Origin of the sequence: Microbacterium rhizophilum (assembly GCF_039605615.1) — a bacterium.
Lineage (GTDB): Bacteria > Actinomycetota > Actinomycetes > Actinomycetales > Microbacteriaceae > Microbacterium > Microbacterium rhizophilus.
Genome location: NZ_JBCNUN010000003.1, coordinates 92,177 through 116,587, shown reverse-complemented (window position 1 = coordinate 116,587; position 24,411 = coordinate 92,177). Strand labels below are relative to the sequence as shown.

The 24,411-nt window shown below is 72.0% G+C and carries 27 protein-coding genes and 1 tRNA gene; 16 read left to right on the top strand and 12 right to left on the bottom strand.

All coding sequences use genetic code 11. From position 1 onward, the window contains the following. The first annotated feature begins 11 nt into the window (after positions 1-11). The 4 genes from AAD528_RS07120 to AAD528_RS07105 are packed head-to-tail and all read left to right on the top strand — an operon-like array spanning position 12 to position 1,223. Positions 12-140, top strand: coding sequence for a hypothetical protein (locus AAD528_RS07120; RefSeq protein ID WP_345751374.1), 129 nt, complete (start codon positions 12-14; stop codon positions 138-140). Beyond that, entirely contained in the window at positions 137-745 is a 609-nt protein-coding gene (locus AAD528_RS07115) for a M15 family metallopeptidase domain-containing protein (protein ID WP_345751373.1), read from the top strand. Before AAD528_RS07120 ends, AAD528_RS07115 begins: the two co-directional genes overlap by 4 nt. Beyond that, entirely contained in the window at positions 738-965 is a 228-nt protein-coding gene (locus tag AAD528_RS07110; RefSeq protein WP_345751372.1) for a hypothetical protein, read from the top strand. The genes AAD528_RS07115 and AAD528_RS07110 overlap by 8 nt, the downstream gene beginning before the upstream one ends. Positions 966-977: 12 nt before the next feature. After that, the gene (locus tag AAD528_RS07105; RefSeq protein ID WP_345751371.1) at positions 978-1,223 is read left to right on the top strand and encodes a hypothetical protein; all 246 of its coding nucleotides are present in this window, start codon (positions 978-980) and stop codon (positions 1,221-1,223) included. Positions 1,224-1,277: 54 nt separating this feature from the next. On the opposite strand, the gene AAD528_RS07100 is transcribed toward AAD528_RS07105, so the two are convergent. From AAD528_RS07100 to AAD528_RS07065, 8 genes are all read right to left on the bottom strand, one after another. Next, entirely contained in the window at positions 1,278-1,532 is a 255-nt protein-coding gene (locus AAD528_RS07100; protein ID WP_345751370.1) for a hypothetical protein, read from the bottom strand. A 19-nt stretch (positions 1,533-1,551) separates the two neighbouring features. Further along, positions 1,552-2,400, bottom strand: coding sequence for a tyrosine-type recombinase/integrase (locus AAD528_RS07095; RefSeq protein WP_345751369.1), 849 nt, complete (start codon positions 2,398-2,400; stop codon positions 1,552-1,554). 119 nt (positions 2,401-2,519) lie between these two features. Continuing rightward, positions 2,520-2,696, bottom strand: a complete 177-nt coding sequence (locus AAD528_RS07090) for a hypothetical protein (protein WP_345751368.1) — start codon at positions 2,694-2,696, stop codon at positions 2,520-2,522. 70 nt (positions 2,697-2,766) lie between these two features. Next, complete coding sequence (locus AAD528_RS07085) at positions 2,767-2,910, bottom strand: hypothetical protein (protein ID WP_345751367.1); 144 nt, start codon at positions 2,908-2,910, stop codon at positions 2,767-2,769. Further along, positions 2,907-3,170 (bottom strand): hypothetical protein, encoded by a 264-nt coding sequence (locus AAD528_RS07080; RefSeq protein WP_345751366.1) that lies wholly within the window; start codon positions 3,168-3,170, stop codon positions 2,907-2,909. The genes AAD528_RS07085 and AAD528_RS07080 overlap by 4 nt, the downstream gene beginning before the upstream one ends. A gap of 117 nt (positions 3,171-3,287) precedes the next feature. Beyond that, positions 3,288-3,360: transfer RNA gene (locus AAD528_RS07075), tRNA-Arg, on the bottom strand. Between the two features lie 108 nt (positions 3,361-3,468). Beyond that, positions 3,469-4,053, bottom strand: coding sequence for an asparagine synthase (locus tag AAD528_RS07070; RefSeq protein WP_345751365.1), 585 nt, complete (start codon positions 4,051-4,053; stop codon positions 3,469-3,471). A gap of 76 nt (positions 4,054-4,129) precedes the next feature. Continuing rightward, entirely contained in the window at positions 4,130-5,671 is a 1,542-nt protein-coding gene (locus AAD528_RS07065) for a glyceraldehyde-3-phosphate dehydrogenase (protein WP_345751629.1), read from the bottom strand. Positions 5,672-5,932: 261 nt separating this feature from the next. Here AAD528_RS07065 and AAD528_RS07060 point away from each other — a divergent pair, with 261 nt between their 5' ends. The 10 genes from AAD528_RS07060 to AAD528_RS07015 all read left to right on the top strand — a co-directional run bounded on the left by AAD528_RS07060 (position 5,933) and on the right by AAD528_RS07015 (position 16,637). Further along, complete coding sequence (locus AAD528_RS07060; protein WP_345751364.1) at positions 5,933-7,765, top strand: MinD/ParA family ATP-binding protein; 1,833 nt, start codon at positions 5,933-5,935, stop codon at positions 7,763-7,765. A gap of 73 nt (positions 7,766-7,838) precedes the next feature. Further along, a complete protein-coding gene (locus AAD528_RS07055; RefSeq protein ID WP_345751363.1) occupies positions 7,839-7,997 on the top strand; it encodes a hypothetical protein in 159 nt (52 codons plus the stop codon). A 191-nt stretch (positions 7,998-8,188) separates the two neighbouring features. Then, a complete protein-coding gene (locus tag AAD528_RS07050; protein ID WP_345751362.1) occupies positions 8,189-9,667 on the top strand; it encodes a fumarylacetoacetate hydrolase family protein in 1,479 nt (492 codons plus the stop codon). Beyond that, on the top strand, positions 9,664-10,314 hold the full coding sequence (locus tag AAD528_RS07045) for a GntR family transcriptional regulator (protein ID WP_345751361.1): 651 nt from the start codon (positions 9,664-9,666) through the stop codon (positions 10,312-10,314). The genes AAD528_RS07050 and AAD528_RS07045 overlap by 4 nt, the downstream gene beginning before the upstream one ends. Positions 10,315-10,337: 23 nt before the next feature. Further along, positions 10,338-11,864 (top strand): 5-carboxymethyl-2-hydroxymuconate semialdehyde dehydrogenase, encoded by a 1,527-nt coding sequence (gene hpaE / locus AAD528_RS07040; RefSeq protein WP_345751360.1) that lies wholly within the window; start codon positions 10,338-10,340, stop codon positions 11,862-11,864. 44 nt (positions 11,865-11,908) lie between these two features. Beyond that, a complete protein-coding gene (hpaD, locus tag AAD528_RS07035) occupies positions 11,909-13,081 on the top strand; it encodes a 3,4-dihydroxyphenylacetate 2,3-dioxygenase (protein ID WP_345751359.1) in 1,173 nt (390 codons plus the stop codon). A 2-nt stretch (positions 13,082-13,083) separates the two neighbouring features. Continuing rightward, on the top strand, positions 13,084-13,869 hold the full coding sequence (gene hpaH / locus AAD528_RS07030) for a 2-oxo-hept-4-ene-1,7-dioate hydratase (protein WP_345751358.1): 786 nt from the start codon (positions 13,084-13,086) through the stop codon (positions 13,867-13,869). Next, positions 13,854-14,654 carry an HpcH/HpaI aldolase family protein gene (locus AAD528_RS07025; RefSeq protein WP_345751357.1) on the top strand — a complete coding sequence of 267 codons (801 nt, stop codon included), beginning with the start codon at positions 13,854-13,856 and terminating at the stop codon, positions 14,652-14,654. Before hpaH ends, AAD528_RS07025 begins: the two co-directional genes overlap by 16 nt. Before the next feature lie 100 nt (positions 14,655-14,754). Then, positions 14,755-15,579, top strand: coding sequence for a nucleotidyltransferase domain-containing protein (locus AAD528_RS07020; protein WP_345751356.1), 825 nt, complete (start codon positions 14,755-14,757; stop codon positions 15,577-15,579). Between the two features lie 41 nt (positions 15,580-15,620). Continuing rightward, a complete protein-coding gene (locus AAD528_RS07015; protein WP_345751355.1) occupies positions 15,621-16,637 on the top strand; it encodes an NADPH:quinone reductase in 1,017 nt (338 codons plus the stop codon). A gap of 148 nt (positions 16,638-16,785) precedes the next feature. On the opposite strand, the gene AAD528_RS07010 is transcribed toward AAD528_RS07015, so the two are convergent. Together AAD528_RS07010 and AAD528_RS07005 are read right to left on the bottom strand one after the other, a co-directional pair. Next, positions 16,786-17,979, bottom strand: coding sequence for a Bcr/CflA family efflux MFS transporter (locus AAD528_RS07010; protein WP_345751354.1), 1,194 nt, complete (start codon positions 17,977-17,979; stop codon positions 16,786-16,788). After that, on the bottom strand, positions 17,976-18,908 hold the full coding sequence (locus tag AAD528_RS07005; RefSeq protein WP_345751353.1) for a LysR family transcriptional regulator: 933 nt from the start codon (positions 18,906-18,908) through the stop codon (positions 17,976-17,978). Before AAD528_RS07005 ends, AAD528_RS07010 begins: the two co-directional genes overlap by 4 nt. A gap of 98 nt (positions 18,909-19,006) precedes the next feature. Between AAD528_RS07005 and AAD528_RS07000 the strand changes: the two genes are divergently transcribed. Then, complete coding sequence (locus tag AAD528_RS07000) at positions 19,007-20,578, top strand: FAD-binding oxidoreductase (RefSeq protein WP_345751352.1); 1,572 nt, start codon at positions 19,007-19,009, stop codon at positions 20,576-20,578. 65 nt (positions 20,579-20,643) lie between these two features. Here the strand turns inward: AAD528_RS07000 and AAD528_RS06995 are convergent, their stop codons facing one another. Then, positions 20,644-22,134, bottom strand: a complete 1,491-nt coding sequence (locus AAD528_RS06995) for an aldehyde dehydrogenase family protein (RefSeq protein ID WP_345751351.1) — start codon at positions 22,132-22,134, stop codon at positions 20,644-20,646. A gap of 47 nt (positions 22,135-22,181) precedes the next feature. Further along, positions 22,182-22,769, bottom strand: coding sequence for a TetR/AcrR family transcriptional regulator (locus AAD528_RS06990; RefSeq protein ID WP_345751350.1), 588 nt, complete (start codon positions 22,767-22,769; stop codon positions 22,182-22,184). 107 nt (positions 22,770-22,876) lie between these two features. On the opposite strand from AAD528_RS06990, the gene AAD528_RS06985 reads away from it, so the two are divergent. After that, complete coding sequence (locus AAD528_RS06985) at positions 22,877-24,394, top strand: GMC family oxidoreductase (RefSeq protein ID WP_345751349.1); 1,518 nt, start codon at positions 22,877-22,879, stop codon at positions 24,392-24,394. The last annotated feature ends 17 nt before the right edge of the window (positions 24,395-24,411 follow it).

The following is a 24,411-nucleotide window of genomic DNA, read 5'->3' as shown; positions in this document are numbered from 1 at the left end:
AAGGAGCCAGCATGGATGTCACCTGCACCACCGAGGGATGCCTCAACAAGGGCCGCACGATCAGCGTGCCCGACTCCTCCGACGTCGTGATCTGCGGCCCGTGCGGCGCGCAGCTCGTCGGCCCCGAGGAGCCCGCATGATCCGCACCGACCTCGGGCATGGCCGCGGCTGGCTCAGCCGCCCCGCGGCCGAGAGCGTGCTGCGCATCGACGAGCAGCTCGGCCGACCGGCTGACAGCAACAGCGCGGGGCGCGACCCGCAGGAGCAGCAGCAGATGGTCGATCGGATGAACGCGGGCGGACCGTTCGCGCTGCCGGTCGGCACGAGCGAGCACGAGTCCGGCAACGCATGGGACTCCGACGAGTGGCTCGACCCCGCCGCCGCCGCCGTGCTCGAGGACAACGGCTGGCGGCGCACCGCCCTCGCCCGCGGCGAGTGGTGGCACGCCGAGTACTACCCCTACCTCGACAACCACATCAACGACCAGGAGGACGACATGAACGCAGACCAGGCCGCAGCCCTCAAGCGGATCGACGACGCCGTGAGCAGCGGCAAGAAGGGCGTCCGTAACGACGGCACGATCCTTCAGCTCGTGAAGGGGCTCGACGCCAAGCTCGAGAAGGTGGTCGCCGCGCTGCCGATGATCGAGCGCGTGGACGCCGCGATCCGCAACGGCAAGAAGGGCGTCGTCACGGACGGCACCGTGACGAAGCTCATCAAGGAGGCGGCTGCCGACGATGCCTGAGCTGCCCGTCGCCGTCGTGGTGGCGCTGATCGGTCTGGCAGGCACGGCCCTCGGCGTGATCGTCGCGCAGCAGGCCCGGACCAACAACCGGATCAAGCGCCTCGAGCACCGCGACCGGCTGTCGTGGCTCTACATCCGCCGACTGATCGACCACGCATACCGACACAACGCCGTTCCCCTCCCCGAGCCGCCCGAGGGCTGGCTCGAGGACATCGAGTAGAGGAGCTACCTCATGACCATCATTCCCGCGAACACGAAGCGCGCAGCCGCCCGAGGCTTCATCCGCACGGCCGCGCAGTCCCTCGCCTCGGCGATCCCGACCTCGGCTATCGCGATCAGCACGACGGGCGATTTCTGGCTCGGCGTCGCCCTCGGAGCGGCGGGCGCTGTGGTGACCGCTGCGCTTGCCGGAACTGCGTCCGCGCTCGACATCACCGCCCGGGGCATCCCGGAGGATTACGCGTCAACCGAGGGTTGACAGCAGACAGCCCCGCATCCCAGCTCGAGGGATGCGGGGCTGTCGCGTGTCTGGTCAGGCTCGAGGCGGCAGCAGCTCGCGCACGCCCGCGAGGACGATCGCGCCGACCGGAGCAACCGACCCGATGCCCAGCAGCATGAGCGCGAGCGGCCCGATAGCGACGAGCAGCACGAGGCCGAGCACCCATGCAGCGGCCGCGATCCACCACAGGGCAGCAATCTGCCCGCTTGCCGGTCGCTTCGCCGCCTGCACGGGCGTACCGTACTGCTCGCGCACGCGCGCGATCGCTTCGGGAGAGGGCTCGGTCATGAGGGGGGATCCTTTCGGGTCAGCCAGCCAGGAGCGGCCGGACGTTGTTGGGGACGGGCTGCGCAGCCGCCTCGACGACGCGACGCATCCTCGACTGATCGACCGGGACATACGCCTTGGTCGTGTTGGGCGTCGCGTGACCGAGCAGCTCCTGCACGAGTCCATAGTCGCCGCCCGACTCCTCGAGCGCATCCGTGGCGAACCTCGAGCGGAGCTTGTGCAGCGTCCACGGCTCGGCGAGCACGTCGTCGGCCAGCTCGCCGACGCGACGCGGCGACAGGTGCCCGTTGATCGCGCCGGGGAAGAAGTGGCCCTCGCCGAGCGTGCGCAGCTCGAGCGCGAGGCGAGGCGTGAGCGGCACGAGCCGATCCTTGTTGCCCTTGCCGTGCACGATGATCGACCAGCCGACGAGATCCTCGATGAGATCCCACGAGCCCGCGACGGCGATCTCGCCGCGACGCATCCCGGCCTCCTTGGCCATGCGCAGCACGAGCCGCGTCCGCTCGTCGGCGCGACGCATCGCGGCCTCGTACACCGGCACCGGCACCGGCAGCGCGAGGGGCTTCTTGGGCGGCACGATCGGCAGCCTCGCGCCGATGTTCTTCCGGCAGTAGCCGCGCTTGCGCCCCCACCGCCAGAACAGCACACAGGCGTCCCGACGCCCGCGCCGCGTGTTCTGCGCCCACGTCTGCTCGGCGAAGTACTCCTCGAGCTGCCGGTACTTCAAGTCCCACGGGCTCGCCACGGGCGAGCGCCGCGCGAGGTGCCGGAGCTGGTCGATCCGCGCGCGCTGCGTCGTCGCGGGCTGCCCCTTGGCACGTAGGTGCCGGATGAACTCGTCGATCGCTGCCGCCCACTCTGGCGGCACTGGTCGTGCGTGCATCGCTATGTAGTTTCCATATTCCTTATTCCCCCCAGCGGGAGAGTCTGCTATAGGAGCGCCGGGCGACGTGCCGAGCGTTTGGAGATCGTTACCGCACCAAACTATTAGTGAGCAGGAGACACGCGACGGAGCTTCCATGCCTCGAGCGTCATGGTGCGTCCGTCGTCGAGCTTGACGAGCGCGCGGCCGTTGCGCGGGCTCGTCTTGACGACCTCGCCCTCGAGCGGGATCGCGTGGTGCCGTACGCGGTCGCCGACCGCGAGGCGCTGCACGGCGCTCACCACAGCAGCCCCGCGACCTTGGCACCGTGCATTGTGCTCATGCCGGCCGTGCCAATTTCGGGCATTGTGCTCATCGCGACGTGTACCCGTCCGCGTCGCACGGCCTCGAGTACACGTCGAAGTTGTACGGCGCGAGGAGCCGGGCGATCTGAAACTTAACGTCCTCGGGAACGTCCACGGCGTTGAACACGACGAGCGTGTGATCGAGGCTCACGACGCGACCGCCTCGAGGTGACCCCAGCGCTTGAATGCGGCCTGTCGGCTCGTGCCGGTGGCTCGAGCGATCCCGGCCCACGAGACGCGCGAGCGCTGCCCCTTCACCGCCTCGGCAATCGCGTCGTCGAGCACGTCGCGCAGCGCGAGCAGCTCGGCAAGCTCGGGCTCGTCAGCCTCGGCGACGCGCTTGCCAGCGGCGCGGATGAAGCGCCGGGCAGCAGAGAGGTAGTCGCTCGTCTCGACCTCGCGGCGCGGCATCAGAGCGCCGCCTCGAGCGGAGCGACGATCGCCCAGAACGTGGCATCATCGGATAGCACGAACGGCCCACCCGAAGGGGTAGGCCGTTCGATCGAGGTAACTGTCTCAACACAGTCGTGCGCCCGGAGGGACTCGAACCCCCAACCTTCTGATCCGTAGTCAGATGCTCTATCCATTGAGCTACGGGCGCATCGGGAATTCCTTCCCGACCGTTGCCTTGGCAACCCGTCTACTGTACATCATCCCGGGGGATGTCCGCGAATCGCGGCGGCCCCGGACGACCGCCCGGGCGCGTCGCTCAGGACGCCGCACCGGCCGTCTCGTCGGCCGCGGCGCCGACCTTGCGCTTGCGGCGCGCCTGCGCCGAGAGCTTCTGCAGATCGACCAGGCGCAGCGCCTGCATCCGCGCCTCGCGCATCGACTCGTAGTCCGGATCCTGATCCGGGCGCATCGCCTCGACGCGCAGCCGGCCCTGCAGGTTGCCCTCGACGTCGTGCCACGCGGCCTCGCGCGCGTGCTCGACGAGATCGCGCAGCTGATTGCCGTCCTCGGCCTTGGCGCGCAGCGCCTTCGCGACGCCGGCGTAGAGCTTCGCGCGGCGGCGGAGGTTGCGCACGTCCCGGTCGCGGTAGTCGTGCGTGCCGTGCGGCTGCGTGTGGCGGCCCCAGGCGGCCTTGCGGGCGCGCGACATGGCGTCGGCGGCGGCATCCTGCTCATCCGCGAGCGCGATCAGGGTGGCACGCGCCGTGCCGACGAAATGCTGCGGATCGAACGACTCCCCCAGCGAGATCGTGCCCACCAGGATCGCGTTCTTCACCGACAGCCGCGCGGCGGCGAGCGCGATGGCCACGCCCTCCTCGGTGGCTTCGGCGTTGCGTCCCACGGCATCCCTCCGGCAGCTCGATCCCCTGCGCGTGGGCGTGCGCGCCCACCCCTCCAGGGTAGTCGGCCGCGCGTGGTCAGACCGCGGCGGGCACCGCCTCGGCGGCAGCGGCGGCGACCCGCTCCCGCGACGCGGGCAGCGCGACGACGGGCTCGCGCTCGGGCAGCACGAGGGGATGCGCGCCGGCCATCTTCTCCAGCACCCGCACGACCTGGCACGAGTAGCCGTACTCGTTGTCGTACCAGACGTACAGCACGACGTTCTCGCCGTCGACGATGGTCGCGAGCCCGTCCACGATGCCGGCCTTGTTGCTGCCGACGAAGTCGGTCGAGACCACCTCGGGCGACTCGATGTAGTCGATCTGCTGCCGCAGCGGCGAGGTCAGCGACACCTGCCGCAGGAACCCGTTCAGCTCGTCCTTGGTCGTCGGCCGGCCGAGCTGCAGGTTCAGGATCGCGAGGGACACGTCGGGCGTGGGCACGCGGATCGCGCTGCCCGAGAGCTTCCCCGCGAGCTGGGGCAGCGCCTTGGCCACGGCCTTCGCGGCGCCGGTCTCGGTGATGACCATGTTCAACACGGCCGAGCGGCCGCGGCGGTCGCCCTTGTGGAAGTTGTCGATCAGGTTCTGGTCGTTCGTGAACGAGTGCACGGTCTCGACGTGCCCGCGCACGACGCCGTACGACTCGTCGATCACGCCGAGCACGGGCGTGATCGCGTTCGTCGTGCACGACGCCGCCGAGACGATCGCGTCGTCCGCGGTGATGTCCTCGCTGTTGACCCCGTACACGACGTTCTTCAGGTCGCCCTTGCCGGGCGCGGTCAGCAGCACGCGCGCGACGCCGTTCGCCCGCAGATGCTGCGACAGGCCGGCCTCGTCGCGCCACCGGCCGGTGTTGTCGACGACGATCGCATCCCGGATCCCGTAGCTCTCGTAGTCGACCGTCGCGGGATCATCCGAGTAGATGACCTGGATCAGCGTGCCGTTCGCGAGGATCGTGTCGTTGTCCTCGTCGATCTCGATGGATCCGGCGAAGGGGCCGTGCACGGAGTCGCGGCGCAGCAGGCTGGCGCGCTTCTTCAGGTCCGTGTCGCCGCCCTTGCGCACGACGATCGCGCGCAGGCGCAGCCCGGATCCGTCGCCCGCGTGGGCGAGCAGGATGCGCGCCAGCAGCCGTCCGATGCGGCCGAACCCGTACAGCACGACGTCGGTGGGCTGCGGCGTCGCGGCGTCGATCACCTCGGCGAGCTCGGCGCGCAGGAACGCGTCGATGTGGTCGTCCTCGTACGTGCCGAGCTGCTCGTCGTAGCGCGAGACCAGCCGGGCGACGTCGATCGACGAGGCGCCGGGGCCGATCCGGCCGATCGACTCGAGCACCGCGAGCGTCTTGTTCGGGTTCAGCACGTCGTCGCCGTGCAGACGCGCGAAGCGGTGCGCCTTGATGATCTCGATCGGCGAGCGGTTGATGAGGCGACGACCGTGGATCGAGGGCACGATCCCGTGGGTGCGGTAGAGGCGCCCGATCAGCGGGATCATCCGCTCGGCCAGCTCCTCGCGCGCCGTCCACTCGGCGCGGTGCCGCTCGAATCCGGTCTTCTCGGTACGGGGCGCCTCGGCCATCTCGCTCACGCTCGCTCATCACTCCTTCGTCGATGCCCGGCGGATCGCGCCGGCGCTTGCCCCTCGAGCCTACGAAGCAGAACGGCGCGATTTCCCCGCGCGGAGGGTGCAAGAATCGCCGAATTTTCGGGATCGTCAGGATCGGCGGGTCCGGGCCGCAGAAAGCGGGCAGGTCTTCCCTGGGACGACACAGGGCGCGATCGCTACTGTGGGAGCACGGGATTCCACCCTGACCAGGGGATCCCGCGGGGAGGAGTGACGATGCCCGCTTCCGAGACCGCGACGCTGATCGCGACCGTGCACCCGGACGGATCCGCCGCCGTCGTGGCCGGCGACGTCCGCACCGAGTTCGGCACCACGTCCGTCGAGGACGGCCGCCAGGCGATCATGATGCACGCGATCGCCGCCGCGCAGGATCGCGAGTCCGCGATCCGCCTGCACGTCACCGAGCCCGACGGCGCGTGGCCGCTCATCGTGCACGCCGACGGCAACGTCGAGCCGGACGAGGATGCCCCCGCTGCGGACGAGCCCGATCACGCGGAGGCCCCGTCGGACCCGCAGCACGAGGGGGACGAGACCCCCTCGGAGGCGGCGCCGACGGAGTCGCCCGACTCCTCCGATCCGCTCGAGTCCGGGCACCCCACGACCCGGCTGCCACTGCTGGACATCGCGTACGACGACGATGACGACGACAGCGACGTGGTCGACGACCCGAGCCCCGAGCCGCCCACGCGGCGCCAGCAGCGCGAGGCGCCGGATGCGCGCCCGGCCGACGAGCCCGCGCCGCAGCCGATGTCCGCCTCGGCGACGCCCAAGGCGACCGCCGCGGTCGACCCGGTGATGGCGCCGCAGCCCACCGTCTCGAGGGCGATCCCCGCTCCCGCGCCCGCGCCGGCGCCCGGGCCCGACGCCATCCTCCCGCCGACGCCACGGCGCGGCGAGGTCGGGGCGCCCCCGGCGCCGATGCCGACCACGCCGGGCACGTCGGGCGCCGACGCGATGGACGTGTTCGCGTCTCTGCAGAGCCCGTCACCGCAGGCGCCCGCGACCGATGCCGCCGCGCCGCGCGAGGGGGCTCGGTCGCGCGGCGAGCGGAAGCCGACCTCGCGGCGCGCGGCGAACGGCGACGCCGGCCCCCGGCGCCGCGAGACGGCGACGCCGGACACGCGCCGCTCCTTCCTCACGCCTGAGCACGCGGAGGAGCCGGCCGAGCGCGGCTGGCGCGGCTTCCTCACCAAGGCCGGCATGCGCGTGCCCCCGAGCGCCGAGGAGCGCAGCGAGCGCGCCGACATGTCCACGGTCTCGCAGCACTGGCCGGGCCCGCGCACGATCGCGATCGTGAACGCGAAGGGCGGCAGCGGCAAGACGCCGACCACGATCCTGACCTCGGCCGTGTTCGCCCGCTACGGCGGCGCGGGCGTGCTGGCGTGGGACAACAACCAGACGCGCGGCACGCTCGGCTGGCGCACCGAGCAGGGCCCGCATGACGCGAGCCTGCACGACCTGCTGCCCGAGACCGACCGGCTGCTGGGGACGCAGGCGCAGTCCGCGGATCTCGCGCGCTTCGTGCACCACCAGACGCGCGACCGCTACGACGTGCTCCGCTCGCGCCCCATGCTGCTGGCCGACGAGCAGCGCCTCGAGAAGGAGGACATCGACCGGATCCACTCCGTCGCGGCCAAGTACTACCGGCTGATCATCATGGACTCGGGCAACGACGAGTCCGACCCGATGTGGCGCCGGATGATCGACCTCGCCGACCAGATCGTGCTCGCCACGACCACGCGCGCCGAGACCGCCGAGGCCGGAGCGCTCCTGCTCGAGGCCCTCGCCGACCGCGACGAGCGCTCGGCGCAGCTCGTGCACAACTCGGTCGCGATCGTCAGCCAGGCCGATCCGCACGCGGACCCCGCCGACGTCCGCGGCGTCATCGACGGCTACCGCGAGCTCTCGCGCGAGGCCGCCGCGATCCCCTACGACCCGGCCATGGCGGGCGGCTTCCTGCACTTCAACGCCCTCCGCCCCGCGACCCGCCGCGCCTGGCTCGCCGCCACCGCCGCGATCGCCCGGGGCCTCGGCCCGCAGCAGGCCTGACGCCGGCCGACGCCCAGGCCCGATACCCGGGCGCCCGAGGCCCGGACGCGCCACCATCGACGGCGGGCACCACGTGAACGCCCAGCGCCTCGTCGACAACGAGCACGACGCGCGCCTGCGCCTCATGGGCTGCACCGTGATCCGGATCGGGCACCGGCAGATCCTGGATGACTGGGCCACGGTGCAGGAGCTCATCCTCACGGCCATCGGCCAGGGCCTCCACCTCGTCTGAGCCTCGCGGCCACCCGCCCGCCCGCCCGCGCAGGCCACCGGAATCGCGGAGTCCGCCCGGATCCCGGATCAGGCCGGCCGGATCCATCCGGAATCGTGGCGATCTCCGGGACCCTGGTGCCGGGCCTTCCCCTGGGCCCGCAGATCGTATATCTTTTCAGATACGACCCAGGATGAGCAAAGGAGCTCGGTGTGACCGATCCCCGTTTCGCGGCGTTGCCCGCGGTGCCCGGCAAGATCATCGCGGTGCACCTCGCGTACGAGTCTCGCGCCGCCCAGCGCGGACGCCGCCCCGCCGCCCCGTCCTACTTCTTCAAGCCCTCCAGCTCGGTCGCCGCGACCGGCTTCGAGATCGAGCGGCCCGCGGGCACCGAGCTGCTGGCGTTCGAGGGCGAGGTCGCACTGATCATCGGCACGCCGGCGCGCGACGTCCCGCTCGAGCGCGCGTGGGATCACGTGGGCTGGGTCACGGCGGCGAACGACTGGGGCCTGTACGACCTGCGCGGCAACGACAAGGGCTCGAACGTGCGCAACAAGGGCCGCGACGGCTACACGCCGCTCGGACCGCAGCTGATCGACGCGCGCGCGGTCGACCCGGACGCCCTGCGCGTGCGCACGTGGCGCAACGGCGACCTCGTGCAGGACGACACCACCGCCGACGACCGCCTGATCTTCCCGCTGGCGCAGATCGTCGCGGACCTGGCGCAGCACCTCACGCTCGAGGTGGGCGACATCATCCTGACCGGCACGCCCGCCGGCTCGTCCGTCGCCGTGCCCGGTGACGTGATCGAGGTCGAGGTGGACGCGCCGGATGCCCCCGGCTCGCCCACGAGCGGACGCCTCGTCACGCGCGTGGTCGAGGGTCGTGGCGACTTCGACGCGGCGCTCGGCTCGCTGCCGTCCGTCGACGACCTGCAGCGCGAGGAGGCCTGGGGCACGCGAGAGGCCGCCGGGCTCCCGCCCGAGCCGGGCCCGGTCCTGACCGACCAGCTGCGCGCCAAGCTGCTCGAGGCCCCCGTCGCGGGCCTGTCGCAGGAGCTGCGCAAGCGCGGCATCCGCTCGATCTTCCTCGACGGCCCGAAGACCGACACTCCCGGCGCCAAGCTCGTCGGCACGGCCCGGACGCTGCGGTTCGTGCCGCTGCGCGAGGACCTGTTCCAGGCGCACGGCGGCGGCTACAACGCCCAGAAGCGCGCGTTCGACGCCGTGCAGCCGGGCGAGGTCATCGTGATCGAGGCGCGCGGCAACGCCGGATCCGGCACGCTCGGCGACATCCTGGCCCTGCGCGCGCAGGCCCGCGGCGCCGCCGGCATCGTGACCGACGGCGGCGTGCGCGACTTCGCGCAGGTGGCGTCGTTCGACATCCCCGTGTTCTCGCAGGGCGGCCATCCCGCCGTGCTCGGCCGGTACCACGTGCCGTGGGAGCACGACGTCACGATCGCGTGCGGCGGCGCCACGGTGCAGCCAGGCGACATCATCGTGGGCGACGACGACGGCGTGATCGTGATCCCCCCGGCCCTCGCGGAGGAGGTCGCCGACGCGACGCTCGCGCAGGAGGCCGAGGACGCGTGGATCGCGACCCAGGTCGAGGCGGGGCATCCGGTCGACGGCCTGTTCCCGATGAACGCCGAGTGGCGCGCCCGCTACGAGGCCGAGCGGCGGCACGGATGACCACCGCCCTCAGCGCGAGCAAGTCGCAGCTCGCGTACGAGTGGATCCGGCAGCGGATCTCCGGGCGCGAGTACGGCCCCGGGTACCGCCTGGTGCTCGGATCCATCGCGCAGTCGCTGGACATGAGCGTCGTGCCGGTGCGCGAGGCCATCCGGCGGCTCGAGGCCGAGGGCCTCGTCGAGTTCGAGCGCAACGTCGGCGCGCGCGTGGCGCTCGTCGACCGCGACGAGTACGCGCACTCGATGCAGACGCTGGGCGTGGTCGAGGGCGCCGCAACGGCGCTGTCCGCCCCGCTGCTGACGGCGGCGGATCTCGATCGCGCGGAAGCCGTGAACGCCCGGCTGATCGCGCTCCTCGACGACTTCGACCCGATCGCGTTCACACGCCTGAACCGCGAGTTCCACTCGGTGCTGTACGAGCCGTGCCCGAACCCGCACCTCGTCGACCTCGTGCACCGCGGCTGGTCGCGCCTTCACGGCGTGATCGACTCGACGTTCGCGTACGTGCCCGGCCGCGCGCGCGAGTCGGTGCAGGAGCACGTCGAGATCCTGGATCTCATCCGCGCGGGCGCCGATCCGCTCGAGATCGAGATGGCGGCCCGCCAGCATCGCTGGCGCACCATGAACGCCTATCTCGCCGACCACTAGACCGAACGACGCAGGAGGAACGCATGACCACCCCCGACTACACCCAGCGGCACGTCCCCGCGGACCTGCCCGCCAGGATCCAGCACTACATCGGCGGCACGCACGTCGACTCGCAGGACGGCGACACGTTCGACGTGATCGACCCGGTCTCGAACGAGCCGTACCTGCAGGCCGCGGCGGGCAAGAAGGCCGACGTCGACGCCGCCGTCGCCGCCGCCCGCACCGCGTTCCTCGACGGCCCGTGGCCGAGGATGCTGCCGCGCGAGCGCTCGCGCATCCTGCACCGGATCGCCGACATCGTCGAGTCGCGCGACGCCCGCCTGGCCGAGCTCGAGTCCTTCGACTCGGGCCTGCCGATCACGCAGGCGCTCGGCCAGGCCCGTCGCGCGGCCGAGAACTTCCGCTTCTTCGCGGACCTGATCGTGGCGCAGGCCGACGACACCTTCAAGGTGCCGGGCCGCCAGATCAACTACGTCAACCGCAAGCCCATCGGCGTCGCGGGCCTCATCACGCCCTGGAACACCCCGTTCATGCTCGAGTCGTGGAAGCTCGGCCCCGCGCTCGCGACCGGCAACACGGTCGTGCTGAAGCCCGCCGAGTTCACGCCGCTGTCGGCGTCGCTGTGGGCCGGCATCTTCGAGGAGGCGGGCCTGCCCGAGGGCGTGTTCAACCTCGTGCACGGCTTCGGCGAGGACGCCGGCGACGCGCTCGTGAAGCACCCCGATGTGCCGCTGATCTCCTTCACGGGCGAGAGCCGCACGGGCCAGATCATCTTCGGCAACGCGGCCCCCTACCTGAAGGGCCTGTCGATGGAGCTCGGCGGCAAGTCGCCCGCCGTGGTGTTCGCCGACGCCGACCTCGAGGCCGCCGTGGACGCGACCATCTTCGGCGTGTTCTCGCTGAACGGCGAGCGCTGCACGGCCGGATCCCGGATCCTGGTCCAGCGCGAGATCTACGACGAGTTCGTCGAGCGGTACGCCGCGCAGGCCAAGCGCGTGAGGGTCGGCTACCCGCACGACCCGGCCACGGAGGTCGGCGCGCTCGTGCACCCGGAGCACTACGACAAGGTCATGTCGTACGTCGAGATCGGCAAGACCGAGGCGCGCCTGGTCGCCGGCGGCGGACGCCCCGAGGGCTTCGACGAGGGCAACTTCGTCGCCCCGACCGTGTTCGCCGACGTGAAGCCGGATGCCCGCATCTTCCAGGAGGAGATCTTCGGCCCGGTCGTCGCCATCACGCCGTTCGACACGGACGAGGAGGCGCTCGAGCTGGCCAACAACACCAGGTACGGCCTGGCGGCGTACATATGGACCAACGACCTGAAGCGCGCGCACAACTTCTCGCAGGCCGTCGAGGCCGGCATGGTGTGGCTCAACTCGAACAACGTGCGGGACCTCCGCACCCCGTTCGGCGGTGTGAAGGCCTCGGGCCTCGGCCACGAGGGCGGCTACCGCTCGATCGACTTCTACACCGACCAGCAGGCCGTGCACATCACGCTCGGCAAGGTCCACAACCCGACCTTCGGCAAGGAGGGCGGATCGGCTCACTGAGCGCCCGCCCCGGATCCAGAGAACAAGAAAGCAAGGACGCTGACATGACCACCGAATCCACCGACCGCCGCGGCACGAAGACCTCGTCGGGCTTCTTCGTCTCGCAGGAGGCCCCGATCGAGGCGGCGAACGCCGTCGCGACGCCGCAGGCGCCCGCTCCGGACATCCTGCGCTGCGCGTACATGGACCTCGTCGTGACCGACCTCGCGGCCTCGCGCGAGTTCTACGTCGACATCCTGGGCCTGCACGTGACCGAGGAGGACGACGAGGCGATCTACCTCCGCTCGACGGAGGAGTTCATCCATCACAACCTCGTGCTGCGCAAGGGCCCCGTCGCGGGCGTCGCGGCGTTCTCGTACCGCGTGCGCACGCCCGAGGACCTCGACAAGGCCGTGGCGTTCTACGAGGAGCTCGGCTGCCGCGTCATCCGCAAGCCGGAGGGCTTCACGAAGGGCATCGGCGACTCGGTGCGCGTGGAGGACCCGCTGGGCTTCCCGTACGAGTTCTTCCACCAGAGCGAGCACACCGAGCGCCTCTCGTGGCGATACGACCTGCAGATCCCCGGCGAGCTCGTCCGCCTGGACCACTTCAACCAGGTGACCCCGGATGTGCCCCGCGCCGTGCGGCACTACCAGGACCTCGGCTTCCGCGTCACGGAGGACATCCAGGACGCCGACGGCACGGTGTACGCCGCGTGGATGCGCCGCAAGCCGACCGTGCACGACACCGCCGCGACCGGCGGCGACGGCCCGCGCATGCACCACGTCGCGTTCGCGACGCACGAGAAGCACAACATCCTCGCGATCTGCGACAAGCTCGGCGCTCTGCGCCGCTCGGACGCGATCGAGCGCGGTCCCGGCCGCCACGGCGTCTCGAACGCGTTCTACCTGTACCTGCGCGATCCCGACGGCCACCGCGTCGAGATCTACACGCAGGACTACTACACGGGCGATCCCGACAACCCGGTCGTGACGTGGGACGTGCACGACAACCAGCGCCGCGACTTCTGGGGCAACCCGGTCGTGCCCAGCTGGTACACCGAGGCGTCGCTCGTGCTCGACCTCGACGGCAACCCGCAGCCCGTGATCTCGCGCGAGGACAAGAGCGAGATGGCCGTGACGATCGGCGCCGACGGGTTCTCGTACACGCGCGCCGACGACGCGCAGGAGATGCCGTCGTGGAAGCAGGGCGAGTACAAGCTCGGCCACCAGCTCTGATCATGCTGAGCCAGGATGAGATCGCCCGGATCGCCGCGGAGCTCGCGGAGGCGGATCGCACGCACGGCGTGATCCCGCGCATCACGGCGCGCTTCCCGGACGCGACCATCGAGGACTCCTACGCGATCCAGGGCATCTGGCGCGACTCCCAGGTGGCCGCCGGGCGCCGGCTCGTCGGGCGCAAGATCGGCCTGACGTCGAAGGCGATGCAGCAGGCGACGGGGATCACGGAACCCGACTACGGCGTCATGTTCGACGACACCGTGTACGAGTCGGGTGCGGTGATCCCCGCCGAGGGGTTCTCGAACATCCGGATCGAGGTCGAGCTCGCCTTCGTGCTGAAGGACGCGCTCGAGGGCCCGGCCTGCACGCTGTTCGACGTGCTGCGCGCCACCGAGTACGTCACGCCCGCGCTCGAGGTGCTCAACTCGCACATCGAGATGGAGGGCCGGACCATCGTCGACACCATCAGCGACAACGCCGCGTACGGCGGCATGGTGCTGGGCGGACGGCCGATGCGGCCGGACGACCTGGACCTGCGCTGGGTCGGCGCCATGCTCTACCGCAACGAGACGATCGAGGAGACCGGCGTCTCGGGCGGTGTGCTCGGGCACCCCGGCCACGGCGTCGCGTGGCTCGCGAACAAGATGCACCAGCACGGCGACCGCCTCGAGGCGGGCGAGATCATCCTGGCCGGCTCGTTCACGCGCCCCGTGTGGGCGAAGGCGGGCGACAGCATCCTGGCCGACTACGGACGGATGGGGACCATCGCATGCAGCTTCCGGTGACCCTCCGTGAGCGGATGGCCGGATCGGATCGCGCGCTGTACGGCGGATGGATCTGCTCGGGATCGCCCGTCATGGCCGAGATCATGGCGGGCGCGGGCCTGGACTGGCTCATGATCGACATGGAGCACGGACCGATCGGCCTGAGCGAGACGCAGGCGATGCTGCAGGCCGCGGCCGGGTATCCGGTCACGACGATCGTGCGCGTGCCCGCGAACGACGCCGTGTGGATCAAGCAGGTGCTCGACCTCGGCGCGCAGACGATCATGGTGCCGATGGTGTCGACCGCCGCCGAGGCGGAGGCCGCCGTCGCGCACGCGTCGTACCCGCCCCGCGGGCACCGCGGCGTCGGGAACGCGCTCGCGCGATCCGGCCGCTGGAACCGGATCGGCGACTACCTCGCGAACGCCGCGGCGCACACGTCGGTGATCGTGCAGATCGAGACCGCGGAGGGCGTCGAGAACGCCGAGGCGATCGCGTCCGTGGACGGGGTCGACGGCGTGTTCGTCGGCCCGAGCGACCTCGCCGCCTCGATGGGCCTGATCGGGCAGCAGACGCATCCGGACGTGATCGCGGCGGTGGAGCGGGCCTTCGCGGGCGTGAAGGCGGCGGGAAAGCCCGTGGGCGTGAACGCCTTCGTCGAGTCCGCGGCGCGCGGCTACGTCGAGGCCGGCGCGCGGTTCCTGCTGGTCGGCGCCGACGTGAGCCTGGCCGCCCGCGGCGCAGAGCACCTGGCCGCGACCTTCATCCCGGCGGCGGCGGACGGGACGCAGCGCCCGTCCTACTGACGCCGTTGACCCGATCGGCCCGGATTCCGCGCAGAATTCGGCCGATCGGGCAACTTCCGGGGCAAGTGCCGGGTGCGCGAGCCCCGGATACCCTCGATGGATGATCGATCAGCGCGGACTCGAGCAGATGGCCCGGGCGCTGGCCGCGATCCCCGGCATCGTCGCCGTGTCGCTCGGCGGCAGCCGCGCGCGCGGGACGCACCGGCCCGACTCCGACTTCGACCTCGGCGTGTACTACCGTCCGGGCGAGCTGGACCTCGCCGCGCTCGGCGCGCTGGCCGCCCGCTGGACGGGGCACGCCATCCCGGTCGCCGGCCCCGGAGGCTGGGGCGCCTGGGTGGACGGCGGCGCGTGGCTGGAGGTCGACGGCACCCGGATCGACTGGATCCTGCGCGACGTCGCGCGCGTCGAGGAGCAGTGCGCGCGCGCCGCGCGCGGGGAGTTCGCCTTCCATCCGCAGCCGGGGCATCCGCTCGGGTTCCTGGACGTGTCGTATGCCGGCGAGGTCGCCACGTCCTTCGCCCTGAGCGACTCGGCGGGCGTGCTCGCCGACCTCGCCGCGCGCGTGACGCCGTATCCGGAGCCGCTGCGGAAGGCGATGATCGACGGGCTGTGGCAGGTCGACTTCCTGCTCGACGCCGCGCACAAGGGCGCGCGCCGCGCCGACACGACGTACGTGGCGCTGTGCCTCGCGCACGCGGCGCTGCTCGTGGCGCACGCGTGGCACGCCGCGGCGGGCGCGTGGGTGCTCAACGAGAAGGGCCTCGTGCCGGGCACCGTCCGCCTCGGCGGTTCCGTCTCCGGCTCCGGCGCCCGGCGCTTCGTCGACGTCGCGACCGCCGCCCTGGCGCATCCGGGCGTGACGCCAGAGGAGCTCGCCGTCACGATCGACGCGCTGCGCGCCGCCCCGCGTCCGTCCGCCTGATCCCGGCCCTCGCCCGCCGCCCCGCTCGGTAGCGTGAGGGCATGCGCGCTGTCATCTACTCCGAGACCGGTCCGTCCTCCGTCCTCCGCGTCGTCGACCGCCCCGTGCCCGAGCCGGGCGAGGGCGAGGTGCGCGTGCGCGTCGTGCGGGCGGGCGTGAACCCGACCGACTGGAAGTTCCGCGCCGGCGGCATGGGGCCGCTCGCGTTCGACGAGGTCTCGCCGGGACAGGATGCCGCCGGCGTCGTCGACGCCGTCGGCGCCGGGGTCACGGGGCTCGCGGTCGGCGACCGCGTCTGGACGTACCTGACGCAGTACGGCCGGCGCTACGGATCCGCGACCGAGTACACGGTCGTGCCCGCGCGGCTGGCCGTGCCGCTGCCGGAGGGCGCGTCCTTCGACCTCGGCGCCTCGCTCGGCGTGCCGGCCGTCACGGCGCACCGGCTGCTCACCTCGGGCCCGGTCGCGCGCCTCTCCCCCGGCGCGCTCGAGGGCCGCCCGATCCTCGTGCACGGCGGCGCGGGCGCGGTCGGCAACGCGGCCATCCAGCTCGCGACGTGGGCGGGCGCGACCGTGATCGCCACGATCAGCAGCCCCGAGAAGGCCGAGCTCGCGCGCGCCGCGGGCGCCGCGCACACGGTGGACTACACGACGGGCGACCCCAGGGCTGACATCCTCGCGCTCGCGCCCGACGGCGTCGATCAGATCGTCGAGGTCGCCCCGGCCCGCAACACCGAGCTGGATCGCGAGGTCGCCGCGCTCGGCGCGACCATCGGCGTCTACGCCAACAACAGCGGCGACGAGATGACGCTCTCGGTGCGCGCGACGTTCTCGAAGAACCTGCGGTACCAGTTCGTCCTGCTCTACACCGTCGCCCCCGGGCTGCTCGCCGCGGCGGCCGAGGACCTCACGGCGGCGATCGCGGACGGTGGCTTCCGCGTGGGCGACGAGCGCGGCCTGCCGCTGCACCGCTTCCCGCTCGAGGACACCGCCGCGGCGCACGACGCGGTCGAGGGCGGCGCGATCGGCAAGGTGCTGATCGACGTGGCGGCGGGCTGAGCGCCGGCCCCGCGCGACGGCGACACTGCAGCGCCCCGCCGAGACCGCGTGCGACACGTGCTGTGTCGGCAGGGCGATGCTGTCTCGGCGGGGCAGTGCTGTCTCGGCGGGGCGGTGCTGTCTCGGCGGGGCAGTGCTGTCTCGCGGCTCAGGCGGCCGCGGGGCCGGCCGAGCGGCGCGCGGCCGCGACCAGCAGCACCAGCGACAGCACGAAGCCGGTCGTCATGGACGCGCCCATCAGGACGGTGCTGACGCCGCCGAGCGAGACGAGCGGCGGCACGATCGCTCCCGTGGCGAACTGCAGCGTGCCGAGCAGCGCGGAGGCGGCGCCCGCGCCGCGCGAGAACGGCGCGAGCGCCAGGGCCGTCACGTTCGCGAGCATCGCGCCGTGGATGAAGATCGCGGCGAAGAGCGGCACGAGCAGCGCCGGCAGCGGCAGGTCGAGCGCCGCCAGCAAGGTCAGGATGCCCGCCCCGGCCGCCCCGATCGCGACGCACCCGATCGCCAGCGCGCGCAGCGGGATCCGGCCGACGAGGCGGCGGCTGATCTGGGCGCCCGTCATGATGCCGAGGGCGTTCACTCCCATGACGAGCGCGAACGCCTGCGGCGACAGCCCGTGCTGCTCCTGCAGCGCGATCGGCCCCATCGAGATGTAGCTGAAGATGCCGAGGCCGCCAGATGCCAGGGCCAGTGCGGTCAGCGCGAAGCGTCCGTCGCGCGCGATCCGGCCCATCGCGCGCAGCTGGTCGAGGACGCCGTCGGCGTGCCGGTTCTCGGCCGCGAGCGTGTCGGGCACCACCCGCCACGCGAGCGCGGACAGCAGCGCGCCGATGGCCGCGAGCACGACGAACAGCCCGCGCCAGTCGGTGACGAGCAGCAGCGCGCCGCCCAGCAGCGGCGCGATCACGGGCATGATCGCCACGATCGCGGCCAGCAGCGCGAACGCCTTCGCGGCGCCCTCGCCGTCGTACAGGTCCCGCACGATCGCGCGGCCGATCACGATGCCCGCGGCCCCCGCGACGCCCTGCAGGACGCGCGCGACCAGCAGGATCTCGATGCTCGGCGCGGCCGCGCACGCGAGCGACAGCAGCGCGAACGCGCCGACGCCGATCAGCATCGGCCTGCGGCGACCGAAGCGGTCGCTCAGCGGCCCGAGCAGCAGCTGACCGCCCGCGAGGCCGATCATGCTCGCGCTCATGGTCGCCTGCCCGAGCGAGTCGGACGTGCCGAAGTCGCGGATGAGCGAGGGCAGCGACGGCAGGTAGAGGTCCATCGAGAGCGGCCCGAAGGCGCTCAGGACGCCGAGCGCGATCAGCAGCCCGCGCGAGGCGCCCCGGCTCACCACTCGTCGTCCTCGTCGCGGAAGCTGTCGACCGCCACGTCGAGCCACGCGCGCGTGCGCGCGTTGGGGCGCATCTCGCGCGACCACGCGAGCGCCACGTACGGCACCGGATCGACCGCCGCCGCGAGCGGCTTGGACACGACGCGCAGCCCCGCGTAGGACAGGTCGAGCTTCGGGCGCTGGAACAGCACCGAGACGCCCATCCCGGCGCCGACCAGCGAGCGCACCGTGGCGTAGCTGCGGGAGCGGTGCCGCACGTCCGGCGTGACGCCGGCGTCGCGGAACAGGTCGAGCACGCGCGTCGAGATCGGCGGCGCGTTGAACAGGATCACCGGGTCGTCCGCGACATCCTGCAGCGTCAGCTCGTCCCTGTCGGCGAGCGGATGATCGTCCGCGAGCAGCAGGTACGGGCGCACGGACAGCAGCGAGACCGTGCGGATGTCGGGCCCGAGACCCGCGTCGTAGAGGAACGCGACATCCAGGGATCCCGCGAGCAGCTGATCCTGCAGGTCGTCGTGATACCCCTCGACGAAGTTCACGTCGACCTCGGGGCACGCCTCGGCGAAGGCGCGCAGCATGTGCGGGATCACGGCGGGCGCGAGCGGCATGTAGCACCCGACCGTGAGCGGGCCGCGGACGCGCGAGCGGTCGTCGCCCGAGAGGTGCACGAGCTCGTCCGTGAGGTCCAGGATCTGCCGCGCCTGCGCGAACGCCGCCTGGCCTGCGGAGGTCAGCGTCAGCCCGTGCGCCTTGCGCTTGACGCACAGCTGCGTGCCTGTGAGCCGCTCGAGCTCGGCCAGCGACATCGAGATCGCCGAGGGCGCCATGTGCAGGCGCCGGGCGGCCTCGCTGATCGTGCCGGCCTCGGCGGCGGTGACGAAGTGCCACAGCTGACGCAGCGTGATGCTGGGGTTTCCGCGGATGTCCATGGTGCCTCCTCGGACCGATCCGATCATTCAGCGCGATTGAAGACTGATCGCGGGTTTCGCCTGTTTACGTGAGCTTAGCCGCGGAGGAGCATGGGAGCATGTCCGCCGACGATGCCGCCCTGGGCCATCAGGAGTTCCTGTCCCGCGCCGCCGAGATCCTGGGCGCCGAGAACGTCCTCCGCCCGGGCGACGCGCACGCCTACCTCGACAAGGGCTACGCCGATCCGTACCCGATGCACCCCGACGCGCCGTCCTCGGCGGGGGTGCGCCCGGGCTCCACCGAGGAGGTCCAGGCGATCGTCCGCCTCGCGAACGAGACCGGCACGGCGCTGTGGACCGTCTCACGCGGCAAGAACCTCGGCTACGGCGGCGCCGCGCCGCGCACGCCCGACCAGGTCGTGCTCGATCTCAGCCGGATGAACGAGATCGAGACGGTCGATCCCGAGCTCGGCTACGCGGTCATCCAGCCCGGTGTGACCTTCTTCGACCTGTTCGAGGACATCCAGCGGAACGGGCATCCGCTGTTCGTCTCCGTTCCCGCCCTGGGCTGGGGATCGGTGCTCGGCAACGCGCTCGACCGCGGCTACGGCATGTCGCCCTACGGCGACCACGTCCAGCAGCTGTGCGGCCTGGAGGTCGTGCTGCCCGACGGCTCGCTGCTGCGCACGGGCATGTGGGGCCTCGAGGACAGCCCGCTCGCCAACGTGTTCAAGGGCGGCTTCGGACCGAACATCGACCAGCTGTTCACGCAGTCGGGCCTCGGCATCGTCGTGCGCGCCGGCATCTGGCTGATGCCCTGGCCCGAGGCGTTCGCCTCCGGCGACATCCGCGTCCAGAACGTCGACGACGTGACCGAGCTGATCGACCGGATCGCCGACCTGCGCCGGCGCGAGATCCTCCAGAACAACTGCCTCGTCGGCAACGTCGTGCGCGCCGGCACCATGAACGGCCCCCGCTCGCGCTGGTACACGGGCGAGGGGTCCATCCCCGACGACGTCGTCGAGGAGATGAAGACCGCCATGGGCATCGGCCACTGGAACGCGCGCTTCGCGCTCTACGGCGACCCCGGGATGATCCGGGAGCGGATCCGGATCATCAAGGAGACCTTCGACCTGCCGGGCTTCGAGGTGGACGTGCGCTTGTACGAGGGCGCCGACGGGGAGCCCGTCACGTACGACGAGATCGATCAGAAGGATCAGACCACGATGGCGGGCGTGCCCACGCTCGCGGGCCTGAAGACGGTCGGCTGGTACGCCGAGGACGGCGGTCACACGGACCTCGCTCCGCTCATGCCCGCGCGCGGCGAGCTGGTCTACGACTTCTACAAGGAGGTCAAGGCGCTCTACGCCGAGTACGGCTTCGACCTGTACATCGGGTACCACGTCTACGCGCGCCACCTCGTGCACGTCACGATGATCTTCTTCGAGAACGGCAACGCCGAGCAGCTCGAGCGCGCGCGGGCGCTGTACCGGGCCGTGTCCGAGGCCGCGCTGCGCCGGGGCTACACCCCGTACCGCGGGCACATCGACAACATGGACGACATCGCCGCGGGCTTCTCCTGGAACGACGGCGCCGCGCTGCGCTTCCAGGAGAGGCTCAAGGACGCGATCGACCCGAACGGCATCCTGTCGCCGGGCAAGCAGGGCGTCTGGCCGGCGCGGCTGCGCTGACGTCCTCGGGTTCCGGGAGACGCGCGGGCCGGGCGGGCGACGCCCGCGCCGCAGGCCCCCGCGGGTCAGTCCCCGAGGCGGATGGCGACCGATGTGAGCTCGGTGTAGGCCTCGACGCCCTCGCGGCCGTTCTCCTTGCCGTAGCCGGAGGCCTTGAATCCGCCGAACGGCATGTTCGGGTCCATCCCGGTGTGGGAGTTGACGCGCACGTTGCCGGCCGCGAGGCGGCGGGCGATCCGGTGCGCGCGGGAGAGGTCCCGCGTCCAGACGTACGACGACAGGCCGTACTCCGATGCGTTGGCGCGGCCGAGGATGCCGTCGAGGTCGTCCGGATCGTCGAAGGTCTGCGTCACGAGGACGGGCCCGAAGATCTCCTCGCGCACCACCGACATCTCGGCGCTCGTGCCGGTCAGCACGGTCGGCTGCACGAAGAAGCCCGGCCGGGCCGGCGCGAAGCCGCCGACCGCGACGCCGGCGCCGGCCTCGCGCCCCTGCTCGATGTAGCCCAGCACCCGGTCGCGCTGCCGCGCCGAGATCAGCGGCCCGGTCGTGACGCCCTCCTCCAGGCCCCCGCCGACGCGCAGCGCGGACGCGCGCTCGACGATCCCGGCGATCACGCGATCGGCGACGGACGCCTCGACGTACAGGCGGGATCCCGCCGCGCACACCTGGCCCGAGTTGTTGTAGATGCTGATCGCCGCGCTGTCGATCGCGCGGTCGAGATCGGCGTCGCCGAAGATCAGCACGGGCGACTTGCCGCCCAGCTCGAGCGAGAGGCGCTTCAGCGTCGCCGCCGTCGTCCGCTGCAGGTGCTGCCCGACCACGGTCGATCCGGTGAAGGAGATCTTGTCGACCAGCGGATGCACGGCGATGGCCTCGCCCGCGACCGTCCCGAGCCCCGGCACGATGTTGACGACGGCGTCGGGGAAGCCGACCTCGCCGACCAGCTCGCCCAGGCGCGCGGCCGTGACGGGAGTGAGCTCGGCGGGCTTCAGCACGGTCGTGCAGCCCGCGGCCAGCGCGGGGCCGAGCTTCGCGGCGGCCATCACGATCGGGTTGTTCCACGGCACGATCAGGCCCGCGACGCCCACCGGGCGGCGCTGCGTGAAGGTGTGCCACTCCCCCGGAAGGGACACGTCGCGCGTCTCGCCGTTGAGCTTCGTGGCCCAGCCCGCGTTGTAGCGCAGGATGTCGACGGCCTGCGGCAGCTCGTACTGCCGCGTGAGGAACAGCGGCTTGCCGGTGTTCAGCGTCTCGAGCAGCGCGAACTCCTCGAGGTGCTCCTCGAGCGCGTCCGCGAGGCGCCACAGCAGCTTCGCCCGCGCGGCGGGCGCGATGCGTCCCCACGGCCCGTCCAGGGCCGCCCGCGCGGCCCGCGCCGCGCGGTCGACGTCGTCCTCTGAGGCGGACGCGAAGGATCCGATCCGCTCGCCCGTGGACGGATCCAGGATCTCGAGCGTCTCGCCGGATCCATCCGTCCACTCGCCGCCGATCAGCAGGCGCAGCGGTCGCGTCAGGAGCTCGGGTGTCGTGCGGGTCGTGAGGGTCTGGGACATCGTCGTCTCCTCTGGTCGTGGTGGGTCGGGATGAGGTCGGGCGCGGCTCAGGGGCGGGCGCCCGCGGCCAGGAGGGCATCGGGCCGGTGTGCGATGAGCCACCACAGCTCGCGCGCGATGTCGTCGCCGCGACGGCGGTCGTCGGCGGAGAGCCACCCGATGACGACCGACACCACGGCGCCCGCGATGTAGTCGTAGTAGGTCTCGTGCGCCACGGGCCACTCCGCGGAACCCGGCAGGCGGTGCATGGACGCACGCACGGCGACGCGCAGCGCGTCGCGCATGCGGTGCAGGAAGGCCATGCTGCCGGTCTCGGCGAGCATCGCGCGGTAGAGCCCGGCGTGCTGCCCGATGATGCGGAACACCTCGACGAGGTCGGCCGGCGGCTCGTCCTCCGCACGGTCGCCGCCCGGGTCGATCGCCGCGGCCGCCTCGCGCACCCGGTCGAGCTCGGCCTCCATCGCGGCCACGAGCAGCGCGTCGATGCTGCCGAAGCGGTCGTAGAACGCCACGCGGCTGACGCCCGCCTTCGCGCACAGCGCCGCGACGGTCAGATCGGCGACGGGTGCGCTCTCGAGCGTCTCGAGCGCGGCGTCCACGAGGGCGGCGCGGGTGCGGGCGACGCGGGGGTCCATGCGGCTCCTCTCGAGACCATTGACATTCGCTTACGCCTGTAAGGTACAGTACCTGACAGCTGTAAGCAACCGGATCGGATCCGGAACGCACTCGAGGGAGAGTCGCCATGGAGTGGGATGTCATCATCGTCGGCGCCGGATCGGCGGGGGCCGTGCTCGCGAACCGCCTGAGCGCGGACCCCACGCGCCGGGTGCTGCTGCTCGAGTCGGGGCTCGACTACCGCGGCGCGGAGATCCCCGAGTTCCTGCGGCACCGCACGCTGCGCACCGGCATGACGATGAAGCCGTCGCACGAGATGGAGCCCGGTCACTACTGGACCGACATCACCGCGCGGCGCCGGCCCGGGCGCGAGGCGATGCTCTACGCCCGCGGACGCGGCATGGGCGGCTCCTCGAGCGTCAACGGCCTGATCGCCGTGCGGCCCGAGGAGAGCGACTGGACTCGGTGGGAGCGCGATCTCGGCGCCGCCGGCTGGGGCGCCGACGAGATGCGCCGGGCGCTCAACCGCCTCGAGACCGACCTCGACTACCCCGACGCCCCGTTCCACGGCGGCGACGGACCGATCCCCGTGCATCGCGAGGAGCGCGAGGGCTGGGGCGACGTCGATGCGGCGCTCGACGCGGCCGGCGAGGCGCTCGGCTACGCCTTCCACGACGACTACAACGCGCCGCACACCACGGGCCGCAGCCGCTACCCCGCGAGCCACACGCGCGACCTGCGCCGAGTGTCCACCAACCACGGCTACCTCGACCCGGCGCGCGGCCGCGAGAACCTGGTGATCCGCGGCGACGCGCACGTCGTGGACGTGACCTTCGAGGGGCGCGCGGCGCGCGGCGTCCGGATGCTCGACGGGTCGACCGAGCGCGTGGCGCCCGGCGGCGAGGTGATCCTGTCCGCGGGAGCCGCGCTCACGCCGGCGCTGCTGCTGCGCAGCGGCATCGGCCCCGCGCACGAGCTCGCGCGACTCGGGATCCCGGTGCGGGCGGATCTGCCGGTGGGCCAGGGCGCGCAGGATCACGCGATCGTGTTCGCGCAGTTCACTCCGCGCGAGGGCCGGACCGTGCCCGAGGGCATGCGACCGACGCACATGTCCATCCGGTTCTCGAGCGAGCTGCCCGGCACCCAGCGCAACGACCTGGTGATCCTGGCGACCAATCACAACTACTGGTTCGGCAACGACACCGCCGGTCTCGCGGTGCAGCTGAACCAGTCGCTGTCGCGCGGCACGCTGTGGCTGCCGTCGGCGGATCCGGCCGTGCAGCCCGTCATCGAGCAGCGCCTGCTGACCGACCCGACCGACTACGCGCGCCTGCTCGACGGACTGGCCCGGGCGGAGGATCTGATGGAGCGCCCGGAGTTCCGCGGGCTGCGGCAGGGCGAGCTGATCGCGCCGCGCACCCGGAGCGAGGTGCTCGGCCAGGTGAAGGACGTGATGCACCTCTGCTCGACCGCCCGCATGGGCGCCGAGACGGACCCGGCGGCGGTCGTGGATCCGCTCTGCCGCGTCAAGGGCGTGACGGGCCTGCGCGTGGTCGACGCGTCGATCTTCCCGGACGTCGTGTCGGCCAACATCAACCTCGCGACGATCGCCGTCGCCGAGCGCGCGGCCGAGCTCATCGGCTGAGTGCGAGGCGCGGCGGG

What these genes read in the sequence shown, in the direction of transcription:
- AAD528_RS07000 (WP_345751352.1), top strand. Translation starts at nt 19,007, where the DNA reads ATGTCCGCCGACGATGCCGCCCTGGGCCATCAGGAGTTCCTGTCCCGC.
- hpaE (WP_345751360.1), top strand. Translation starts at nt 10,338, where the DNA reads ATGACCACCCCCGACTACACCCAGCGGCACGTCCCCGCGGACCTGCCC.
- AAD528_RS06990 (WP_345751350.1), bottom strand. Translation starts at nt 22,769, where the DNA reads ATGGACCCCCGCGTCGCCCGCACCCGCGCCGCCCTCGTGGACGCCGCG.
- AAD528_RS06995 (WP_345751351.1), bottom strand. Translation starts at nt 22,134, where the DNA reads ATGTCCCAGACCCTCACGACCCGCACGACACCCGAGCTCCTGACGCGA.
- AAD528_RS07110 (WP_345751372.1), top strand. Translation starts at nt 738, where the DNA reads ATGCCTGAGCTGCCCGTCGCCGTCGTGGTGGCGCTGATCGGTCTGGCA.
- AAD528_RS07020 (WP_345751356.1), top strand. Translation starts at nt 14,755, where the DNA reads ATGATCGATCAGCGCGGACTCGAGCAGATGGCCCGGGCGCTGGCCGCG.
- AAD528_RS07025 (WP_345751357.1), top strand. Translation starts at nt 13,854, where the DNA reads ATGCAGCTTCCGGTGACCCTCCGTGAGCGGATGGCCGGATCGGATCGC.
- AAD528_RS07120 (WP_345751374.1), top strand. Translation starts at nt 12, where the DNA reads ATGGATGTCACCTGCACCACCGAGGGATGCCTCAACAAGGGCCGCACG.
- hpaD (WP_345751359.1), top strand. Translation starts at nt 11,909, where the DNA reads ATGACCACCGAATCCACCGACCGCCGCGGCACGAAGACCTCGTCGGGC.
- AAD528_RS07080 (WP_345751366.1), bottom strand. Translation starts at nt 3,170, where the DNA reads ATGCCGCGCCGCGAGGTCGAGACGAGCGACTACCTCTCTGCTGCCCGG.
- AAD528_RS07005 (WP_345751353.1), bottom strand. Translation starts at nt 18,908, where the DNA reads ATGGACATCCGCGGAAACCCCAGCATCACGCTGCGTCAGCTGTGGCAC.
- AAD528_RS07105 (WP_345751371.1), top strand. Translation starts at nt 978, where the DNA reads ATGACCATCATTCCCGCGAACACGAAGCGCGCAGCCGCCCGAGGCTTC.
- AAD528_RS06985 (WP_345751349.1), top strand. Translation starts at nt 22,877, where the DNA reads ATGGAGTGGGATGTCATCATCGTCGGCGCCGGATCGGCGGGGGCCGTG.
- AAD528_RS07060 (WP_345751364.1), top strand. Translation starts at nt 5,933, where the DNA reads ATGCCCGCTTCCGAGACCGCGACGCTGATCGCGACCGTGCACCCGGAC.
- AAD528_RS07115 (WP_345751373.1), top strand. Translation starts at nt 137, where the DNA reads ATGATCCGCACCGACCTCGGGCATGGCCGCGGCTGGCTCAGCCGCCCC.
- AAD528_RS07045 (WP_345751361.1), top strand. Translation starts at nt 9,664, where the DNA reads ATGACCACCGCCCTCAGCGCGAGCAAGTCGCAGCTCGCGTACGAGTGG.
- AAD528_RS07100 (WP_345751370.1), bottom strand. Translation starts at nt 1,532, where the DNA reads ATGACCGAGCCCTCTCCCGAAGCGATCGCGCGCGTGCGCGAGCAGTAC.
- AAD528_RS07065 (WP_345751629.1), bottom strand. Translation starts at nt 5,671, where the DNA reads ATGGCCGAGGCGCCCCGTACCGAGAAGACCGGATTCGAGCGGCACCGC.
- hpaH (WP_345751358.1), top strand. Translation starts at nt 13,084, where the DNA reads ATGCTGAGCCAGGATGAGATCGCCCGGATCGCCGCGGAGCTCGCGGAG.
- AAD528_RS07015 (WP_345751355.1), top strand. Translation starts at nt 15,621, where the DNA reads ATGCGCGCTGTCATCTACTCCGAGACCGGTCCGTCCTCCGTCCTCCGC.